14 protein-coding genes and 1 pseudogene are annotated in these 21,014 nt (G+C 61.5%); 7 read left to right on the top strand and 8 right to left on the bottom strand.

Annotation, left to right across the window (positions count from 1 at the left end; genetic code table 11):
* Positions 1-271: 271 nt before the first annotated feature.
* Positions 272-2,113 carry an aminopeptidase P family protein gene (locus tag L904_RS18100; RefSeq protein WP_035264392.1) on the top strand — a complete coding sequence of 614 codons (1,842 nt, stop codon included), beginning with the start codon at positions 272-274 and terminating at the stop codon, positions 2,111-2,113.
* Here L904_RS18100 and L904_RS18095 read toward each other — a convergent pair.
* Positions 2,110-2,424, bottom strand: coding sequence for an AzlD family protein (locus L904_RS18095; RefSeq protein ID WP_020812065.1), 315 nt, complete (start codon positions 2,422-2,424; stop codon positions 2,110-2,112). The two genes, L904_RS18100 and L904_RS18095, sit on opposite strands and share 4 nt — an antisense overlap.
* Positions 2,421-3,140 (bottom strand): AzlC family ABC transporter permease, encoded by a 720-nt coding sequence (locus L904_RS18090; protein ID WP_020812064.1) that lies wholly within the window; start codon positions 3,138-3,140, stop codon positions 2,421-2,423. Before L904_RS18090 ends, L904_RS18095 begins: the two co-directional genes overlap by 4 nt.
* A gap of 183 nt (positions 3,141-3,323) precedes the next feature.
* Here L904_RS18090 and L904_RS18085 point away from each other — a divergent pair, with 183 nt between their 5' ends.
* Positions 3,324-3,560, top strand: a complete 237-nt coding sequence (locus tag L904_RS18085; protein ID WP_003522348.1) for a DUF2164 domain-containing protein — start codon at positions 3,324-3,326, stop codon at positions 3,558-3,560.
* Between the two features lies 1 nt (position 3,561).
* Here the strand turns inward: L904_RS18085 and pncA are convergent, their stop codons facing one another.
* Positions 3,562-4,188: a bifunctional nicotinamidase/pyrazinamidase gene (pncA, locus tag L904_RS18080; RefSeq protein ID WP_003522349.1), complete on the bottom strand. Its 627-nt coding sequence runs from the start codon at positions 4,186-4,188 to the stop codon at positions 3,562-3,564.
* Between the two features lie 457 nt (positions 4,189-4,645).
* On the opposite strand from pncA, the gene L904_RS18075 reads away from it, so the two are divergent.
* Positions 4,646-5,932: a DUF2778 domain-containing protein gene (locus tag L904_RS18075; RefSeq protein ID WP_020812063.1), complete on the top strand. Its 1,287-nt coding sequence runs from the start codon at positions 4,646-4,648 to the stop codon at positions 5,930-5,932.
* Between the two features lie 53 nt (positions 5,933-5,985).
* Here the strand turns inward: L904_RS18075 and L904_RS18070 are convergent, their stop codons facing one another.
* The 5 genes from L904_RS18070 to L904_RS18050 form a co-directional block, all read right to left on the bottom strand.
* Positions 5,986-6,411 (bottom strand): DMT family transporter, encoded by a 426-nt coding sequence (locus tag L904_RS18070; RefSeq protein ID WP_020812062.1) that lies wholly within the window; start codon positions 6,409-6,411, stop codon positions 5,986-5,988.
* Positions 6,408-6,890, bottom strand: coding sequence for a DMT family transporter (locus L904_RS18065; RefSeq protein WP_020812061.1), 483 nt, complete (start codon positions 6,888-6,890; stop codon positions 6,408-6,410). The genes L904_RS18070 and L904_RS18065 overlap by 4 nt, the downstream gene beginning before the upstream one ends.
* Before the next feature lie 271 nt (positions 6,891-7,161).
* Entirely contained in the window at positions 7,162-7,974 is an 813-nt protein-coding gene (locus L904_RS18060; RefSeq protein WP_020812059.1) for a glycosyltransferase family 25 protein, read from the bottom strand.
* A gap of 102 nt (positions 7,975-8,076) precedes the next feature.
* A complete protein-coding gene (locus L904_RS18055; RefSeq protein WP_031234254.1) occupies positions 8,077-10,551 on the bottom strand; it encodes an ATP-dependent helicase in 2,475 nt (824 codons plus the stop codon).
* Between the two features lie 101 nt (positions 10,552-10,652).
* Complete coding sequence (locus tag L904_RS18050) at positions 10,653-11,063, bottom strand: carboxymuconolactone decarboxylase family protein (protein ID WP_020812057.1); 411 nt, start codon at positions 11,061-11,063, stop codon at positions 10,653-10,655.
* A 239-nt stretch (positions 11,064-11,302) separates the two neighbouring features.
* Here L904_RS18050 and L904_RS18045 point away from each other — a divergent pair, with 239 nt between their 5' ends.
* From L904_RS18045 to L904_RS18030, 4 genes and pseudogenes are all read left to right on the top strand, one after another.
* Positions 11,303-12,469, top strand: a complete 1,167-nt coding sequence (locus L904_RS18045; RefSeq protein WP_020812056.1) for an efflux RND transporter periplasmic adaptor subunit — start codon at positions 11,303-11,305, stop codon at positions 12,467-12,469.
* Entirely contained in the window at positions 12,466-15,615 is a 3,150-nt protein-coding gene (locus L904_RS18040) for an efflux RND transporter permease subunit (protein WP_020812055.1), read from the top strand. The genes L904_RS18045 and L904_RS18040 overlap by 4 nt, the downstream gene beginning before the upstream one ends.
* 134 nt (positions 15,616-15,749) lie before the next feature.
* Positions 15,750-17,162, top strand: a complete 1,413-nt coding sequence (locus tag L904_RS18035) for an FAD-binding oxidoreductase (RefSeq protein WP_020812054.1) — start codon at positions 15,750-15,752, stop codon at positions 17,160-17,162.
* Between the two features lie 91 nt (positions 17,163-17,253).
* Positions 17,254-20,978: pseudogene (locus L904_RS18030) on the top strand (AsmA-like C-terminal region-containing protein).
* Positions 20,979-21,014: the final 36 nt, after the last annotated feature.

Here is a 21,014-nt window from a genome sequence, read left to right as displayed (position 1 = left end):
GGAGAGTGTCTCTCTCGCTGTGTTGATCTGAAGATAAGCGATGTGTTTTTGTTTAGTTAGAGGGGATATCTCAGGGTAGATATGCATTTATCGCATGTCACTTCGCCTTGAGTATTACTTATTTCGCAAAATGTGCACAATTTATCGCCGCAATCCGGTCTGTCATATATGGCTTGAAACCGGCTTTGTCCGCATGGCATTGTCGTTGCGCGCCAATGATTTGACGGCGCAACCTTGCAGCTTTTCTCATGACAGTTCCCGAAAGACGCCTATGTTCCAGACCTTCGAAAACAAATCCGCGCCGCAATTTGGCAAGGCCCGCGTCGAGGCGCTGCGCGCCGGTTTCGATGCCCTTGGTATCGACGGTTTTCTGGTGCCGCGCGCCGATGAATATCAGGGGGAATATGTGCCGGAGTGCGCCGAGCGCCTGTCCTGGCTGACCGGCTTTACCGGTTCCGCCGGCATTGCGCTGGTGACGCGCACGGAGGCGGTGGTTTTTGTCGATGGCCGTTATACGACGCAGCTCAAATCGCAGGTCGACCAATCGGTCTTCAGCGGCGGCGATCTGGTTGGCGCGCCGCCCTCCGTCTGGCTGGCCGAACATGCTCCACAGGGTTTCCGGCTCGGCATCGATCCGTGGCTGCACACTGGTGCGGAGTTGAAGCGGCTGGAAAAGGTGCTTGCCGGCAAGGGCGGTTCGGTCGTTCTCCTGGAAAAGAACCCGCTCGATGCCCTGTGGCAGGACCGTCCCTCCGAGCCGCTGGAGCCCGTCGTTATCCAGCCCGAGGCCTTTACCGGCAAGCTGGCGAAGGAAAAGATCGCCTCGTTGGCGGAGACGGTCTCGGCAAAGGGCGCGGATGCCTTGCTGGTTACCGATCCATCCTCCATCGCCTGGATTTTCAATGTTCGCGGCAACGACGTGCCGCATACGCCGCATCCGCTGGCGCGCGCCATCATCTACGCCGACGGCAGGGCGGATATTTTTCTCGACAAGCGCAAGACCGGCATCGAGACTGAGGCCTATCTGGCGCAGCTCTCGACACAATTGCCGTCGTCGAAGATCGCTGACCGTCTGCATGCAATCGCCAGCGCCAAGGGCCGCGTCATGGTGGATGCCGATCTGACCCCGGTGGCGCTGACCGGCGCAATCACCGCGGCGGGCGGCTCGCTGATAGAGGAGGCCGATCCCGTTCGCCTGCCGCGCGCGCGGAAGAACAAGGCGGAGCTGGCCGGCTCGGCAGCCGCCCATGTGCAGGATGGCGCGGCCATGGTCGAATATCTCTGCTGGCTGGACCGCCAGCAACCGGGCAGCATTACCGAAATCGCCGCCGTCAAGGCGCTGGAGGCCGCTCGGGTCAAGGTGGGGCAGGGGCTGCAAAACCCGCTCAAGGACGTGTCTTTCGATACGATTTCAGGTGCCGGCGAACATGCCGCCATCATCCATTACCGCGTCACCACCGATACCGACCGCACACTTGCGGAGGGGGAGATGTTCCTCGTCGATTCGGGCGCGCAATATGTCAACGGCACCACGGATATCACCCGTACCGTCGCAATCGGTACCGTTCCGGAAGAGCAGAAGCGTTTCTTTACGCTGGTGCTGAAGGGCATGATCGGCATCAGCACCGCGCGGTTTCCGAAGGGAACGCGCGGTTGCGATCTCGATCCGCTGGCGCGTATCGCGCTCTGGAAGGCGGGAGCGGATTACGCCCATGGCACCGGCCATGGCGTCGGGTCGTATCTTTCGGTGCATGAGGGGCCGCAGCGTATTTCACGGCTTTCGACGCAGGAGCTTCTGCCCGGCATGATCCTGTCAAACGAGCCGGGTTATTACCGGCCTGGCGCTTTCGGCATCCGCATCGAGAACCTCATCTATGTATGCGAGGCGGAGGAGGTCGCCGGCGGCGACCAGCCGATGTTCTCCTTCGAAACGCTGACCTGGTGCCCCATCGACCGCAGACTGGTCGTTGCCGCTCTCCTGACCGATGAAGAACTGGGCTGGCTGAACGCCTATCACGCCGGGGTTCTGGAGAAGCTTTCTCCCTTGATCACCGACGAGGAGGTTAAGGCGTGGCTCGTTGCCGCGACGAAGCCATTGGAGCGGGGCGCTTAGAGCAGCCCGAAATGCCTGATGGCGATGACGATGGCCCAGCCGATGGCGAGCATCGTCAGGCCGGGAAAGCGCAGGCAGACCAGAAGCGCTGCCACCATGCCGATCTTCACCTCGTATCCGCCTTCAAAAAAGGCGGGTGCGACGAGCGTGGTCAAAACCGCCACGGGAACGGCGTTCAGTCCCGCCTCCATGCGCGGCGGGATGGATTTCATCCGCGTCATCAGCACATAACCGCCGATGCGGGTCAGATAGGTGGCGATGGCGGCGAGCGCGATCAGGATCAGCGTATCGGTGTGCAGCATGTCGCTCATGGCGTTTCCACCCTGCTTTCAGAATTCGTCCCGTCGTTCGGCTTCGGTGGATAGAGGACCGCGACGAGAATTCCGGCGACAGCGCCGAGGCTGACATGCCACGGCGAGCCGACGATGTGATAGGCAACCGTTGCACCCACCGCGCTTGCCAGCATGACAGGGTAGAAATTCTCCCGCTGGCGGAAGCTCAAGACCATACCCATGAAATAGATCGGCAGCAGCACATCGAGACCGATGGCTTTGGGATCGCCGACCATATTGCCGAGCGATGCGCCGAGAATGGTCATGGCCAGCCACAGCACATAGACCGGCGCTGCAAAGCCCATGTACCAGGAAAAGCCGACCGCGCCGGTATTTTCGTATTTCCTGACCGATTCGGCGAATTGCGGATCGACCAGCACGAAGAAGCCCGCGGCTTTTTGCAGGAAAGACCAGTTCGAGATCATCCGGGCAATGGCGGCCGAATAGAGGATATGGCGGAAATTGACGGCAAAGACGGATAGAACGATCAGCCAGGGGGCAACCTTCTGGCCGAACAACTCGATACCCACGAGCTGGCTCGCGCCCGCATAGACGGTGCCGCTCATGATCGTGGCTTCGGTGACGCTGAGCCCGTTATCGACTGCGACCGCGCCGAACAGCGCACCGAAGGGGGCGGCGGAGAGGGCGATCGGGAAACCGCTCTTCAATCCCTCGCGAAAATCTGCATTGAACATTTCTGGAAACTCCTTGCCCGCCGCTCTATCGCCGTCCCGCCCGGCTGGCAAACGAATTGCATGAATGGATCGATTGATTCCCTTGAAGCTTCCGTTACGGTAACGCCCCATAAGGCCGGTGCCGGACGGACGGTTTCACCGCCTTCCTCCCGTACCCCTCAACAGTCAGACGATGGAAGATCGATGCTGGAAAAGCAGGAAAAGGCCGCCTTGGCCGCACGTATCCGGGATTATCTTGCCCGGGAGACCGAAGCCGAGATCGGGCATCTGCAGGCGGAAATCTTCGTGGATTTTCTGGCCGAGGAGCTGGGGCATGTTTTTTATAATGAGGGGCTCAGGGATGCGCATGCCGCGATCCTGAGACGCCTTGAGGATGCAGCAGGCGATATCGACGTGCTGGAGAAGCCGAAGCCGCGCTAAACTAGTCCCGCAAAATGTCGCGGCTTTTGAGAATCGCCGCGCCTTTTTCCCGCATCGTCGAAATCGCGGCCTTGATGCCCTGCGGATCGATGCCGCGACTGGCATCTTCGATGAAACGGACATTCACACCGGGCAACATGTCGAGGGCATCGAGCACCGAAAAACTGACGCAATAATCGGTGGCAAGGCCGCAGACGTCGAGTTGCGTGACACCCTGACGGCTGAGATAGTCGGCCAGTCCCGTCGTCGCGCCCTGGTCATTGTCGCGAAAGGCTGAATAGCTGTCGACGGCGGGGTTTTCGCCCTTTTGCTGAATATAATCGAAGGCGTCCGTCTTGAGGTCGGGATGGAATTCCGCATCCGGCGTGCCCTGCACGCAATGGTCAGGCCACATCATCTGCGGTTTGCCGGAGAGTTCGCCCATGTCGAAGGGCTTCTTGCCGGGATGCTGGGAGGCGAAGCTGCCGTGATTTTCAGGGTGCCAGTCCTGCGAGGCGACGATGAGATCGTAGCCGCCATTGTCGATCAGGGCATTGGCGATGGGCACGACCCTGTCGCCATCGGCAACGGCCAGATTGCCGCCAGGGCAAAAACCGTTCTGGATATCGATGAGCAGCAGCGCCTTCATGATGTGCCTCCCTTTTTAGGGCAGGATGCCAAGCCGGCTTTAACGGATCAAGCCCCTTTCGACCTCTTCGGCAGGCACGGGTGTTTCGGGCAGGGGCTTGCCCTGTCGCAGTCCTGCCGCAATTGCAGCAAATTTCCGGCCAAGTCGGAATTTACCTGACAATGCGGCGACGGAAATTTTTTAGGCCGATGACGACCCTCTAAGGGGCATTTCCCCGGACGACGCAGTGCGGATGCACGCAGTCTCGGCGCAAGTCATTGTTTTGCCTTCGCCTTACAATGCGCAGACCTTAACGAATTATTTTTGCAGGGACTCGTAAACACTTTGGTTACCATAATTCGTCATGCTTCGAACCAGTCAGTTCCGAAACCGGCGCGGTGTTTGCCCGCCCTTCGGATGTCCCAAAATCCCTCCGGCGTCGGCCGGGTGTGCGTGAACGGTTCGAGTAACGAGTATCATGGCGTTTTCTGCTGCGGCCTATAATGGCGCCGGTCTTGCCGGTTCGTCTTCCGTCAAGAGAGGCAAATCCTTTGCGTTCGGCCGAATGTCCGCCCTCCTTGGCGGCGGCGCCTTTGCCGGCCTTTTCGCCTTCGCCGCCTTTGCCTCGCTGCACAGCATGGCCGCCGCTTCGCATGGTGTCGGGCAGTTTGAAAAGACGCTGGTGACGCGATTCGCTTCCACGGAGACGGCAATTGCCCATGCGGCCGCGCGGGATATTCACGTGCGCAAGTTTTCCCGCCTGAGCGACCACAGCCACGGCCAGCAGAAGGCGGTTCGCCTCGCCGGCATCATGCCCGAGATCGGCGCGAAGGAATTCGGCGAACGCTTTGGCGCAGCTGTCAATGCCAAGGGGCAGGCGACGGTGAAGCAACTTGCCGCGCTCAAGCCGTCGGCGATCGTCGATTCTGCGCTTGGGCGTACCTCCGAGGTTGCCTATCAGAGCGCCGTTCCGCAGCATCCGGCATTTGAAGTGGCGCTGGCACGGCCGCAGATCGAGGAAGAGGCAAGCAGCCTGCTGCCCGATGATGTGCCGCTGCCGAGCTTCCGTCCCGAGGTGGCGACGGCTCAGACGGTCGAGCCGTCACCGCGTCCCGCGACATCGTCCAAGACCGAGGAACATGTTCCGGCCGTCGCTTCGGCACCGGCTTTCGATGCGCCGGTTCCCCTTCGCGCGCCTGCGCCGGCGAAGCAGAGCACCGGCGCCATGCTCGCCTTTGCAAAGCCTGACAATCCGATGCGCGAGCCGAGCAAGATGGATGCGGTTCCGTGGCCGGATCGCGGCAATGGCACGGCGATCTACGATATTTCCTCCGGCGTGGTGCACATGCCAAATGGCGAGAAGCTCGAAGCGCATTCCGGCATCGGCAAGATGCGCGACAACCCCGATTACGTGCATGTGAGAATGCGCGGTTCGACGCCGCCTTCCAGCTATCGTCTGACGATGCGCGAGGCGCGGTTCCATGGCGTCGAGGCCATTCGCCTGACGCCGGAAAACGGCGTCAACCCGCACGGCCGCGACGGTCTTCTGGCGCATACCTACATGCTGGCGAAACGCGGCGAATCGAATGGCTGCGTGGTGTTCCGGGATTACCCGCGCTTCCTTGCGGCCTTCAAGCGCGGCGAAGTCAAGCGCATGGTGGTGGTGCCGAAGTTGAACGGCAACCGGCCGACACTTGCGAGCAGTGGCGGTAAAAGCGGCGGCAAGACCCTGCTCGGCATGTTTTCGCGCGGCAGCGATTCCTGAGCTTTCCGCATTTTCCTGACGTAAAACCGCTTTGCACTTTTACTGGAAATGCTCTAGCGACCGCGCCGCTGCGTCAGCACCATGCCGGCGAAGATGAGCAGGATGCCGAGTGCGCTAGCCCAGAGTTTCGGCGGATGATCGCCGAAAAGATCGAGAACCACGCCTGAGACCATCTGGCCGCTGATGACCAGAAGGGCGGTATTGACCGCACCGATGCGCGGAATGAGCCAGCTTCCCGAAGCGATGAAGACGACACCGATCGGCCCGCCGATAAATGCAAGCCAGGGCGCATCGGCCGCGCCCGGGGGAATGAGGCCGCCGACGATGAGGCCGATGACCGTCAGCACGGCAAAACCGACAATGTGATTCCAGAACGATGCGATGAGCGGCGAGTTGGACAGGCTGAGGCGGCCGTTGATCTGGCGGCTCAGCGCCACGAAGACGCCGCCGGTAAAGGCCATGGCGATCCAGACAATCATGCCGTTCTCCCGACAAGGATGATGAGTGCGCTGCCGCAGAGAATGAGCGCCACAGCCGCCATGTCCCGCAGGTCCGGCTTTCTTCTGGGCAGACCGAAGAGGCCGAAAAGATCCGCCAGGAGGCTGAAGATCACCTGTCCGCCAAGCCCGAGCGCAATGGTGCCGGAAAGCGCCAGCGGCGAATTGACGGCGGTGGAGGTGAGGATGACGATGGCCGCACCCACCACCCCGCCGCAATAGGCCCAGAGCGGCGCTTTCGGTTTTTCTGCCGCGCCCGCGTCTTTCTTCGGACGCATGATGGCGAGATAGATCAGCGCCGCCACCGTGCCGGTGCCATGCGCCGTCCAGGAGGAAAACAGCGCATTGCCGTAATGGGCAAGCTGACCGTTGAAATGCACCATCAATGTCAAAAGGCAGCCGCTGGCGAAGGCGGCGGCAAGATGCAGCGGGTTGAGGCGTGGATGCGTCGTGTCTGTCATGGCGGGCCGGAAAGCTGAAGATGGAGACGAGCTTTAGCCCATATGTGCCTGAAGCGGAATCGAATTGCGGCGGCTCACGGTTTTAGACGACATTATCCTGTGCGTTGCGGAACAAGCGATGCGGCCACGCATTATTCCACCATGAAGAAAACGACGCGCAAACCATTGAACCGGATGACGATTTTCGTCATTTCTATTTTCATTCTCGCAGCCGTGGTCGCGGCGGTCTATCTCGTCGGCTTCACGCCCGGCGAAGTGTAAGACAGATCGATCAATGACCGGCCTGGGCGGTCTTGCCCTTGCCGCGCCCCATCGCAACGCACACTTTGGCGACGGCGAAGCGAATGCCGCGCAGCAGGAACCGGCTGGTTTCCAGATAGGCGCGATAGGGCAGAACGGTGAAATAGCGCCAGCGCGGCAGGCGATAGATGCGCAGATTGTTCTGGATCTGGCTTTCCCCGTCCGCATCCTGCGTGGCGCAAAGCGGGTAGAGGAAGGCCGCCTTCAGCCCCGCGAGATATTCCAGATCGAATGCGATGTCATAAGCGAGCCGCATGGGGATCAACTTCGATATCCATTTTCCGGCGCGGCGGTTGACGAGATAGGCGCCCGACCCTTTTTCCCGCGTGATGGCAATGGCGAGCGAGCGACCGTTGGAAAGCGGGCGGAACGGGAATTTCCGGCCATTGCTGACCGTCGTGAGCCGCAGCAAATCCCAGTCGCCGCCATTCAGCACCGCCTCGTCGATGGCGTTGAGAAAATCATCGTCGAAGACCACGTCATCCTCAAGGATGAGCGCGATATCTGCATCGCCCGCCATGAATTTATTGGCGCAGGCGACATGGCTGAGATAGCAGCCGATTTCCGGCGGCGAGGTGCGGCGGCCATGCATGAGCATGTAGGAAATCTCGCTGAATTCCGGGATGGGGTAATTCAGTTCCCTGCCATTGACGCCGGGGACACGCTCCGCCTTGAGCCCCATGGCGTCGAGGCGCGCGGTCATATCCGCGAGGCGTTTGGTGGCGCTGTCCATATTGATCAGGAAAACGGCGAGCCTGCGCTGGCTTTTCGGTAATATATGCAAAGCTGTCCTCGCCAGTTCCACTTCCCCATTGCAACTCCTTTATTGCAACGGCATGACGCGGGCTATGGAAAAAGCAGCCTTCGGGCACTCATGGTTGTCGAATCAGACCTTTTCCACAAATCCGTCCAGCACACGCTTCTGGCCGGCGCGATCGAAGTCGATCGTCAGCTTGTTGCCTTCGATGGCGGAAATGTTGCCATTGCCGAATTTGAGGTGGAACACGCGGTCACCGACAAAGAATTTCGATGGCGTGTCAGCGACGGATTTCGCCACCAGTTCGCCGTCGATCGTGCGGGTGCGCGGGCCGCTTTCGCCATAACCGATCCGTTCCACCGCATGGCCGGAGCGCGTGCCCCAATTGTCGCGGGTGGCGTCGCTGCGGTTCTGCTGCGCGCGCTTCCAGCCGGGGGTGGAATAATTGTTGGTGAAAGGATCGGCCTTGTCGAAGCGCGACTGGCCGTAGCCGCCGCGTCCGCCATAACCGCCGTAACTGCTGTCGGATGCCGCGACATCCACATGGGCGGGCGGCAATTCATCGAGGAAACGCGAGGGCAGGGTGGATTGCCACAGCCCGTGAATGCGCCGGTTCGACACGAACCAGATATGGCAGAGCTTCTTGGCGCGGGTGATACCTACGTAAGCGAGGCGGCGTTCTTCCTCCAGACCGGAGCGCCCGCCTTCGTCCAGCGCCCGCTGGTGCGGGAACAGGCCTTCTTCCCAGCCGGGCAGGAAGACGGTGTCGAACTCCAGCCCCTTGGCGGAGTGCAGCGTCATGATGGAGACGGCATCGAGATTTTCGTTCTGCTCGGCATCCATGACGAGGGCAACGTGCTCAAGGAAGCCGCGCATGCTCTCGAAGGCCTCCATCGAGCGGATGAGTTCCTTCAGGTTCTCAAGTCGTCCGGGCGCTTCGGCCGTCTTGTCGGCCTGCCACATGGCGGTATAGCCGCTTTCGTCGAGGATCTGCTCGGCAAGGGTGGTGTGCTCGGTGTTTTCCAAGAGGCCCTGCCAGCGGCGGAAATCCTGCACCACATCGAACAGCGCCTTGCGCGCCTTCGGTTTCAGCTCGTCGGTCTCGATGATGTCGGCGGCCGCTGCCAGCATCGGAATATCGCGGGCGCGGGCATAGTCGTGCAGATTGCGGATCGTCGTATCGCCAAGACCGCGCTTCGGCGTGTTGACGATCCGCTCGAAGGCGAGATCGTCGGCCGGCTGGCAGACAAGGCGGAAATAGGCCATGGCGTCGCGGATTTCGAGACGCTCATAAAAGCGCGGACCGCCGATGACGCGGTAATTGAGGCCAAGCGTGACGAAACGGTCTTCGAACTCGCGCATCTGGAAGGAGGCGCGAACGAGGATCGCCATGTCGTTCAGATTATGGTTCTTGCGCTGAAGCTGCTCGATCTCCTCACCGACAGCGCGGGCTTCCTCCTCGGAATCCCAGGCGGCATGAACCACGACCTTTTCATCATCCGGGCTGCTGCGTTCGGTAAACAGCGTCTTGCCGAGACGGCCCTCATTATGGGCGATAAGATGGCCGGCCGCGCCGAGAATATGCTCGGTGGAGCGATAGTTGCGTTCGAGCTTGATGACCTTGGCGCCCGGAAAATCCTTGTCGAAGCGGAGGATATTGTCCACTTCCGCGCCGCGCCAGCCATAGATCGACTGGTCGTCGTCACCCACGCAACAGACATTCTGCGGTTCGCCCTTGGCGCGCTGGGCGAGAAGCCTCAGCCACATATATTGCGCCGTATTGGTGTCCTGATATTCGTCTACCAGAATGTAACGGAACTTCTGGTGATACTCCTTCAAAATATCGGTGTGGCGGCGGAAGATGCTGATCGGATGCATCAGAAGGTCGCCGAAATCGCAGGCGTTCAGCGTTTTCAGGCGGTTCTGATAGGCGGTGTAAAGTTCGCGGCCCTTGCCGTTGGCGAAAGCGCGGCTGTCACCCTCCGGAATGTCCGGCGGCGTCAGGCCCTTGTTCTTCCAGCCGTCGATCATGCCGGCGAACTGTTTTGCCGGCCAGCGCTTGTCGTCCAGCCCTTCTGCCTGAATGAGCTGCTTGATCAGCCGCACCACGTCATCGGTATCGAGAATGGTGAAGTCCGATTTCAGGCCGACGAGTTCCGCATGGCGGCGCAGCAGCTTGACGCCGATGGAGTGGAAGGTGCCGAGCCAGGGCATGCCCTCGACAGCGCCGCCGACGAGAACGCCGATACGTTCCTTCATCTCGCGGGCGGCCTTGTTGGTAAAGGTCACGGCAAGAATCTGACTCGGATAGGCGCGGCCGGTCGCCAGAATATGGGCGATGCGGGTCGTCAGAACGCGGGTCTTGCCGGTGCCGGCGCCGGCGAGCACGAGAACGGGTCCGTCCAGCGTTTCCACGGCATCGCGCTGTTCCGGGTTGAGGCCGGAAAGATAGTCGGGCGCAGCACGCGCCTGATCGCGCGCCGCCATGGCGCGGGCGGCAATGCCGAGCCCGCCGCCGCTTTCCGCACCGGCATTGTTCGTTGCCCTGCGCGGTGCGGCGGGTTCCTCATCGAAGAACGGCATATCGTCAAAACTGTTGCTCATGCGGCCCAATGTAGTGATTCGGGATATAAAGGCCAGAACCGTGTTCTGCTTTTATTCCGGTATCAACCGTCAAAACGCCCATTCCAAGGCATTTTTTCGTTTCATGTCTGCCTGTCGGCGTCGAAAGCGGCGTCAACGGGCACTTGCAGCGCCACCGCAAGCTGGTTGGTCTTGGCGGCAAGCGCGATGACGCGCAGCAAATCGGCATGCTGCTCTGTCGTCATGCCTTTGGCTTTGGCGGCTGCCGTGTGGGAATGGGCGCAATAGGAGCAGCCATTGGTGACGGAAACGGCGATATAAAGCATTTCCTTCACCACGGGATCGAGTGCGGAAGGTGTCGCCATCACCGCCTTGACCTCGCTCCAGGTCTTTTCAAGCAGATCGGCATCGAAGGCGAGGTAGAGCCACATATTGTTGATGAAATCCGATTTGCGGGTGGCGCGGATGTCATCGAACACCGCCTTGACGCGAGGATCGGTTTCCGGGTTTTCGGTCTTCGTCACGGTGCTCATCGTTTCCTCCGGTTATGGCGTCTCGGGGGCAGATTAGCCCAATGGCGGATATTTGCGACAGGAATGCGTGGCCCAGATTGCCGTTTGGCTGCGCCGGGCGGCATTTGCGCCCAAATTACAATTACGTAAGGAACGGATTTGTGCGTTGCCTTGCCTCAGCCAAGCAGGAATACTGCATCTGTCCCGGAACGTAGGTTTTCGGGAATGCTTTATGCTGCGCGGATCAACCGGAGAAATATATGCGGGTCTGGAAACAGGTGGGTGTCAGTGTTGCCGTGGTGGGAGCGGGGCTCTGTCTCTGGGGCTTCTATTCGCCCGAAGCCCGCAATGTGCTCGCCAGTATGGGGCTTGGCAAAACGCCTGCCGGGGCGATTGAAGTCGCCGCATCCGGCGGCCCGGCAGCCGGTGCGTCCACAGGGCAGAATGCCGGCGGCGCGCGCCGCAACGGCAACGCCACACTGGTGGTGACGGCCCCGGTGAAGAAGGGCACGGTCAATGACCGGCTGAACGCCATCGGCAATGGCGAGGCGATCCAGTCCGTCGTTGTCATGCCGCAGGCTTCCGGCACGCTTTCCGAAATTCGCACGTCGTCCGGCGCTCGTGTCGTGAAGGGGCAGGTGCTGGCGCGGCTCGACGATGAAGAGCAGGTGATCGAGCGCGACAAGGCGCAGGTGGCGCTGCGCAGCGCCGTTGAAAAATCCAATTCCTACAAGAACCTGAAATCCGTTTCCCGCCTCGATGTGCTGGATGCGCAGATCGCCGAAGAAGCCGCCAAGCTTGCGCTGAGCACCGCCGAACTCAATCTCAAGCGCCGCGACATCGTTGCGCCGATAGAGGGTGTGGCGGGTATCGTCGCCGCCAATATCGGCGATAACGTCACCACGCAGTCAACCATCGTCAGCATTGATGACCGTTCGGAAATTCTCGTCAATTTCTGGGCTCCCGAGCGGTTCGCAACTGCGATCAAGGTCGGCATGCCGGTGGAGGCGACGTCCATTTCCCGGCCGGGTGAGACCTTCAAGGGCGAGATCGAGGCCGTCGACAACCGCGTCGATGAGGCGAGCCGCACGATCCGCATCCGGGCGAAGTTCGGCAATGAGAAGGACGAACTGAGGGCGGGTATGTCCTTCGGCGTCACCATGCGTTTTGCCGGGGAAACCTATGCCTCGGTCGATCCGCTGGCCGTGCAGTGGGATGCGGAAGGCTCCTACGTCTGGCGTGTGACCGACAATAAATCGAACAAGGTGCGGGTGCAGATCGTGCAGCGCAATCCCGATGCCGTTCTCGTCAAGGCGGAGCTGGCGGATGGCGAGCCTGTCGTAATCGAGGGCCTTCAGCGTGTCAGGGAAGGCGGCGCGGTCCGTGTCGGCAGCCAGCCGAAGCCCGAGGAGGTTGCCAGCCAATGACGACGCAGCCGCCCTCGGTTAAGGATTCCAAACTCGCCTTTACGGCATTGTTCGTGCGCCGGCCGATTCTGGCGGCGGTTCTCAACACGCTGCTGGTCGTTGCCGGCCTTGCGGCGCTCGTGGGCGTTGAAGTGCGCGAATTGCCTGACGTCGACCGGCCGACGATCAGCGTCAGGACCACCTATGAGGGGGCGGCGCCCGAAACCATCGATCAGGAAGTGACGCAGACCATCGAAGGTGCGGTGGCCCGTGTCAGCGGCGTCAAGTCCATCTCGTCCAACTCGCAGTTCGGCACCAGCCGCGTAACGCTGGAATTCGGCGACAATGTCGATCTGGCGGTTGCCGCCAACGATGTGCGCGACGCCATCGGCCGCGTTACCAACCAGTTGCCTGACGATGCCGACGAGCCGCAGATCATCAAGGCGGATTCCGACAGCCAGCCGATTATGCGCCTTGCCGTCACTTCCTCCACGCTCAGCATGGAAGACCTGACCAAGCTTGTGGATGACGAGATCATCGACCGTCTGGCCGCCGTCGACGGCGTGGCCGATGTGGAGCTTTACGGCGATCAGGAAAAGGTTTTCCGGGTCGATCTCAATCAGGCGGCGCTCGCCAGCCGCGGTTTGACGGTGACCGATGTTTCGAACGCGCTTGCCAGCGCAGCCCTCGACGTGCCGGCGGGGTCGCTGAAAAGCACGACGCAGGACATCGTCGTGCGCGCCACCGCCAGCCTGACGAAGCCCGAAGACTTTTCCAACCTTCTCATCAAGAACAATATCCGCCTCAGGGACGTCGCGACCGTCATGCTGGGCGCGGATGATGAATCCACCTCGCTGCGCTCCAACGGCGTGCAGGGTGTCGGTCTCGGTGTCATCCGGCAGGCGCAGTCGAACACGCTCAGCATCTCGACCGGCGTGAAGGCCGCCGTCGACGCCATGTCGGCCAATCTGCCCGAAGGTACGCGTATCGTCGTCACCAGTGACGATGCCGTCTTCATCGAAGGCGCGCTGCATGAGGTGGAACTGGCGCTCGGTCTCTCGGCGATCATCGTCGTCGTCGTGCTTTATCTCTTCCTGCGCGACTGGCGCGCCACCCTTATTCCAGCAATCACCATGCCGGTGGCGCTGATCGGCACCATTGTCGCTATCTATATGGTCGGCTTCTCGGTCAATATTCTGACGCTGCTTGCCATCGTTCTGGCGACCGGTCTCGTGGTCGATGACGCCATCGTCGTGCTGGAAAATATCGTGCGCCGACGGGCGGAAGGCATGGGGCCGCGCGCCGCTGCCGTTCTTGGCACGCAGGAAGTCTTTTTCGCGGTCATCGCGACGACGGCGACGCTTGCCGCCGTGTTCATTCCGCTCTCCTTCCTGCCGGGCCAGCTTGGCGGCCTGTTCCGCGAATTCGGTTTCGTGCTGGCCTTCGCGGTGGGCTTGTCCTCCATCGTGGCGCTGACGCTCTGCCCAATGCTCGCCTCGCGCATGCTGAAGGAGGGGCTGAAGGAGCCGACGGGGCCGCTCGCATGGTTCGGCAATGTCTTTGCCTCCACCTACAAAACGACGCTTTCCGCCTGCCTCAACAATCCGCTGATCGTCATCGTCGTGGCGCTGATCTTTTCCGGCCTGTCGTGGATCGCCTTCGGCATGATCCAGAACGAACTGACGCCGCGCGAGGACCGCGCCTCGATCATGATGCGGGTCACCGCGCCGCAGGGCGTCAGCCTCGAATATACCCGCGACCAGTTGCAGCGGATCGAAGAAAACCTGCAGCCGCTGCGCGACAGCGGTGAAATCCGCAATATCTACTCCATCACCGGCATGAACGGCTCGTCCAATACCGGTTTCATGGTGTTGACGCTCGCGCCCTGGGCCGACCGCGAGCGTACGCAGAACCAGATTGCCGCCGATGTCACTTCCGCCGCCAACAGGGTGCCGGCGCTGCGCGGCAATGCGATGCAGCCGAACAGCCTCAGAATTCGCGGTGCCGGCAACGGCCTGCAGATGGCGATGGTCGGCAGCAATTATGCGGCGCTGACCGAGGCGACGCAGAAATTGCTGCTTTCCATGGAGGAAAGCGGCCTGTTCGACACGCCGCGTTTCGACAATGAACCCAATCAGGCGCAGATTTCCGTCTCCATCGACCGCGAGCGTGCATCGGATCTCGGCATCGATATCACCGGCCTGTCGCGCGCCATGCAGTCGCTGCTGGAAGGGCGCTCGATTGTCGACGTCTTCGTGGATGGCGATGCGATCCCGGTGCGGCTTTTGTCTTCTACCCGGCCGATCAACGATCCGACCGATCTGGAAAACGTCTTCCTGAAAACGGGCGACGGTAAGATCGTGCCGATGTCGGTCATCGCCACCCTGAAGGAAAATGCGGTTGCGCCGCAGCTCAACCGCGAGCAGCAGCTTCCCTCCGTCGGCTTTACCGCCAATCTCAAGGACGGCGTTTCGCTGGGCGAGGCGCTGCAAAAGGTGAATGAGCTCTCGCAATCCGTCATGCCGCCCGGCGCACGCCTGCTGCCGCTGGGCGAAGCGGCGACGCTGGAGGAAAATTCGAGCGGCATGCTGCTGACCTTCGGTTTCGCCATCGCCATCATCTTCCTCGTGCTGGCCGCGCAGTTTGAAAGCGTCTTGAGTTCGGTCATCATCATGACGACGGTGCCGCTCGGCCTTGCCTGCGCGGTCATCGCGCTGTTGGTCACTGGGTCCAGCCTCAACGTCTATAGCCAGATCGGGCTCGTACTCCTCGTCGGGGTGATGGCGAAGAACGGTATTCTCATCGTCGAATTCGCCAATCATCTGCGCGATCAGGGAGCCAGCGTGCGCGAGGCCATCGAAAAGGCCACCAGCATCCGCCTGCGCCCTGTCATGATGACGATGATTGCGACCATTCTCGGCGGCGTGCCTCTGGTGCTGGCGCAGGGCGCCGGCGCGGAAGCGCGCATCGCGCTCGGCTGGGTTATCGTCGGCGGCCTCGGTTTTGCGACGCTGGTGACGCTTTACATCACGCCGGTCTCCTACCTGCTGATCGCCCGCTTCGCCAAGCCGCAGGCGGATGAGGAAATCCGCCTTCACCGCGAGCTTGAACTTGCCGCCCGCCGCAAGGCGCTGGAAGAGGACAAGCCGTTGCTCGCAGCGGAGTGAAAAACGGTTGCCGCCAAACAGTGTTTGGCGCAATCGCGATGCTGGACAAAGCGTTAACCTTATCCCATACCACCTGACGGAATTTCGTAACGGATCGAATCCTTTACGGGCAGATGTTGCGGTGGAGACGGACGATGGCGCTGAAAGATGTGGTGGCGGGAAAGCGAAACGAAGAGGGTATCGCGTCTGCGCTCGCGGTGCTGAAACAGCAGCTTGGAGACAGGCTCCAGACCGGACAGGCGTTTCGCGAACAGCACGGCCACACCACCACCTATCTGACGCTGCAGGCGCCTGACGGCGTCGTTTTTGCCGAGAGCGCGGACGACGTTAAGGCCGTGGTGAAGGTCTGCGCGCAACATAAGGTGCCGGTCATTCCTTTCGGAACGGGGTCTTCGCTGGAAGGGCAGGTGAATGCTCCGAATGGCGGAATCTGCATCGATTTCAGCCGGATGAATCGCATCATTGAGGTGAATGCCGAAGATCTTGACGTGACGGTGGAGCCGGGCGTGACGCGCGAGGACCTCAATGTCTATCTGCGCGATACCGGCCTGTTCTTCCCCATCGATCCCGGTGCCAATGCCTCCATTGGCGGCATGGCCTCGACGCGGGCCTCCGGCACCAATGCCGTGCGGTACGGCACGATGAAGGACAATGTGCTGGCCGTCACGGCCGTCGTCGCCAATGGCGAGGAAATCCGCACCGCGCGGCGCGCCCGCAAGTCGTCTGCGGGTTACGATCTGACGCGGCTTTTCGTGGGTGCAGAGGGGACGCTGGGCGTCATTACCTCCGTTACGCTGCGCTTGCAGGGTATTCCCGAAAAGATCGCCGGCGGGGTCTGCACCTTCGACAGCGTCAAGGCGGCCTGCGATGCTGTCATCATGACGATCCAGATGGGGGTTCCGGTCGCCCGCATCGAATTGCTGGACGAGGTGCAGGTGCGGGCTTGCAACGCCTATTCCGGCCTGAACTACGCGGAGAAGCCGACGCTCTTCGTGGAGTTCCACGGCACCGAGGAAACGGCGGCGCTGCAATCGCAGCAGTTCGCCGAGATCGCGGCCGAATGCGGCGGCGTGGATTTCCGCTGGACGAGCGACGCGGCCGAGCGCAACAAGCTCTGGAAGGCGCGGCATGACGCCTACTGGGCTTCCCGCGCGCTTGCGCCGCAGCTCGACGGGCTTTCCACCGATGTCTGCGTCCCGATTTCGCGGCTCGCGGATTGCGTGGTGGAAACGCAGCAGGATATCAAGGAAAACGGCTTTCTGGCGCCGATCGTCGGCCATGCGGGCGACGGGAACTTCCACGTCCTCATCCTCTTCGACGGCAAGGACGCGGAAAGCGTTGCGAAAACCGAAGCCTTCGTTGCCCGCCTCAACCGCCGCGCCATCGCCATGGACGGCACCTGCACCGGTGAACATGGCATCGGCCAGGGCAAGATGAGTTTTCTGGCCGAAGAGGCGGGAAATGCGCTCGATATGATGCGTGCCATCAAAACGTCGCTCGATCCCGATAACATCTTCAATCCGGGCAAGTTGTTCCGTCTTGTCTGATCATTCTCATATTTGATTGGTACAAAAGGCTGCTTGCCGTTAAGGCAGAAAAGAATAGGTTTGCAGCGTTCGCGAAGGGAGATGCAGGTCAGTGCTCGGGCGTATTCTGGTTTTTCTGGGCGGACTGCTGGCCGTGGTGCTGTTTTCGGCGCTGCTTATTCCCTATTTCGTCGACTGGACGGACTTCCGCCGCGATTTTGAGGATCAGGCAAGCCGTATTCTCGGCAAGAAGGTGGTGGTGCATGGCCGCGTCGAAGCCCGTATCCTGCCTTTCCCTTCGGTAACATTGCATGATGTGCGGGCCGGAACGGATGCGGATGGATCGCCGCTCATTCAGGTCGCCCGTTTTTCCATGGATGCCGAGCTTGCGCCTTTCCTCTCTGGCGAGGCGCGCATCTTCGACATGCGCATCGAGGAACCGAAAGCCAAGATAAGGCTGCTGAAGGATGGCACGCTGGACTGGATGCGCGGCAGCCGCGCGGAAATTCCCGCCCGCACCGTGGTTCTGGAAAGCGTGCAGATCGAAGGCGGGCAGATCGAATTCATCGATGAGCAATCCGGCCGCAACCGTGTCGTGACCGGTCTCAATGCCGACATGTCCGCCAATTCGCTGGCCGGGCCGTGGAAGGCGGAGGGACGCGCCGCCGTCGACGGGCATCCGGGCTCCTTCTCGCTCTCCAGCAGCGAGCCGGATTATGCCGCCGGCCGCATGGGGCTGAGGGTGCGGCTGGTGCCGGACGAACATCCGGTCGAGGTCGATCTCGATGGCGCGATTGCCGCAACGGCGGGAAAGCCAGCCTATAGCGGTTCTTTCTCCTTCAGTTTCCGCGAAGACGAAAAGCAGAAGCAGCAGGCCGGACAATCGCTGTTTTCCTCGCCGCGCACCCGCGGCAGCTTTGAACTCACCAATGAAAGCGTGCGTATCCCGAGCTACCGCATGGAGCTCGGCGGCAGTGAAAACCCCTATGTCGTGACCGGGGAAGCGACGCTCGATACCGGCGCCAAGCCGGAATTCCTGCTGACGGCCGATGGCCAGCAGATCGATGTCGCCCGCTTTGCGCCGCCCGTTGTGCAGGCGGGCAAGACCTCGCGCCAGCCCACCGCCTCGGTGCGCCAGCGTATCGAGGCCTTTGCGGCCATGGTGGCCCGCATTCCGGTGCCGCCGGTGCCGGGCAAGGCCAGTATCAGCCTTCCGGCGCTCGTTTCCGATGACACGACCATTCGCGACATCAGGCTGGATGTGCGCCCGGAAGGCAGCGGCTGGCAGGTGGTGAATGCCGTGGCGACCCTGCCGGGCCGGACGCAGCTCGAAGCCAAGGGATCGCTGACGCTTCTCGGCGGCCCCGCCTTCAACGGCAATCTGCTTCTCGCCTCCAACCAGCCTTCGGGTCTGGCGAACTGGCTTTCCGGTTCCGTCGATCCGGCGATCCGCCAGCTCAATGCCGCCGGTTTTTCCGCTGATGTCTCGCTGACGACGCTCAACCAGCGTTTCGACAATCTGGAGCTTGCAGTCGGCGATGCGTCGTTGAAGGGTGAGCTGGAGCGGCGCTCCGACGGCAAGACCTCCAATCTTTCCATCGATCTTGCCGGTAACGAAATCGATCTCGATGCGCTGAAGGCGCTCGGCAGTCTGGCGCTTGGCGATCAGGTCGGCAGTTCCGTCCTCGACCACCGCATTACCGCAAAATTCAAGGCTGACCGGTTCAACATGGCCGGTGTGACCGCCAATCATGTCGAGACCGCCTTCACCATGGCGGGGGGCGTTCTCTCGCTGGAGAACATGACGGCCGGAGACATAGCCGGTGCGGAAGTCAGGGCAAGGGGTGAGCTGCAGGGTTCGCTGCTGAAATATGCGGGCAAGGGCACGGTGAACCTGCATGCGGCGGATATGCAGCCGTTCTTCACCATGCTGCAGCAGAAATTGCCGAACCATCCATTCCTCAGCCGTCTGGCGGCGAGCGCGCCGTGGTACGCCAATTCCGATCTGGCAATGGATGTTTCGGTCAATAGCGAAAATGGCGGTGCCAATGTCGCCGTTTCCGGCACCGTCAATGGCAGCCGGCTGTGGCCGTGGCCAAGATGCCGGATTTCCTGTCGATCACCGATGATACCGCCATGTCGCTGGAAGCGGTTCTGAAAAACCAGTCGACGGCCATCCTGTTCGGGCAGGCGGGGCTCGATCCGCTGCCCTTCGATGCGGATGGCGAGGGGCTTTTGTCCATCAAGCTCAACGGCACGCTCGGCTCGCCCGCCCAGACGGAACTGCGCTTCTCGACGGAGCGCACGCATTTTTCGATGAACGGTTCCTTTGCCGTTTCGTCGGCCAATTTCGGTGAGGGCAGCGCTGACGTGGCGCTCGAAAGCGCCGACATCGAGCCCTATCTCATCATGAACGCCGTCGGCCTGCCGCAGCTTGGCGGCGGCATGGCGTTGAAGGCCAATGCGAAAGTGGCGGTGGATGGGCAAAAGATCGCGCTTTCCTCGATAGGCGGGCAGGCGGGCGGAAATCCGTTCTCGGGCAATCTGACCTTCCAGCGCGCCGCGCCCTATCCCGTCACCGGCGATCTTGCGGTCAGAACGGCCGATCTCGCCTGGCTGGGTGATGCGATCTATGGGCCGGTGATCGATCCGGAAACCGGGGCGCTCAACGCCAAGCCGCTGGCCATGGCCGCCTTCCCGCAGCTTAAGGCTTCGCTTGCCTTGAAAGCGGAAAGCTTCGAGGCGGGCCCCTTCGGCACGGTCACGGGTGTTTCGGCCAAAGTCACGCATGATGCGGGCAGCCTCTCGCTCGACGATGTTGCCGGCACCTTCATGGGCGGCAAACTCACGGGACGGCTTGCCATGTCCACGGGCGAGGGGGCGGGCATTTTCCGCACCAAGATCGCGGTGACCGACGCCAATCCGGAGCCGATCCTGTGGGCGAATGCCAACGGGCCGGTCGCGGCAGGCCGGGTCGCCATCGACCTGACGGCCGAATCGACCGGCAAGAGCGTCGGTGAAATGCTGAAATCGGCAGGCGGTTCGGGTGAAATCCGGGTCGGTGGGCTGGTGCTGAAGGGGCTTAATCCCGGCACCCTGCCGCCGATCCTGCAGGCGGCCGATGGCTTGCCGCAGCCGATCGACGCGCCCAAGGTGCGGCCGCTGGTGGACCAGAGCCTGTGGCAGGGTGAAATCGGCCTCGGCGATGTGGCCTTGCCATTCTCGCTGAATGGCGGCGCGCTTCATTTCAAGAATTTGCGTGCGGGGATCGATCCGGTAACGCTGACGGCCGATGCAACGGTCGATCTCGCGGCTTCGACGGTGAACGGCGACCTCGATCTCCTGTTCAATCCCGGCACCGAAACGGTTGCGGGGGCCGAGCCTTCGGTGCGCCTGAATTATAACGGCCCGCTTGCCGCGCCGGCTTTGACGACCGACGTTTCGGCGCTCAGCAATTATCTATCGCTCCGGGCTTTCGAAAAGGAGCGCCGCCGGGTGGAGGCCATGCAGGCCAGCGTTCTCGAAAAGCAGCGCCTGCGCCGCGAAGTGGCGCTTTATCGCTCGCAGGCGGCCGAGCGGCAGGCCGAGAAGGAACGGGCAGAGGCGGAAGCCAAGGCCAAGGCCGAAGAAGAGGCGCGTTTGAAGGCTGCGGCCGAAGAACGTCTGCGTCAGGAAAAGGAACAGCAGGAGCGGTTGCAGCAGCAACAGCAACAGCAACAACAGGAACAGGGGCAACAACCGACGCCCGAGCGGCAATCCGCGCCGGTTCTGGTGGTGCCTCCGACGGAAAACGCGATCCGGCAACTGGCGCCGGAAAACGCTCCCGCCACGCCGTAAGCTTGCGTGGCAGGGAGGCCGATTTCCCTTTAAGTA

The organism is Agrobacterium sp. LY4 (assembly GCF_001526585.1).
Lineage (GTDB): Bacteria > Pseudomonadota > Alphaproteobacteria > Rhizobiales > Rhizobiaceae > Agrobacterium > Agrobacterium leguminum.
Note: the sequence above shows the minus strand (reverse complement) of the source record. Positions and strands in the feature narration are given on the sequence as shown.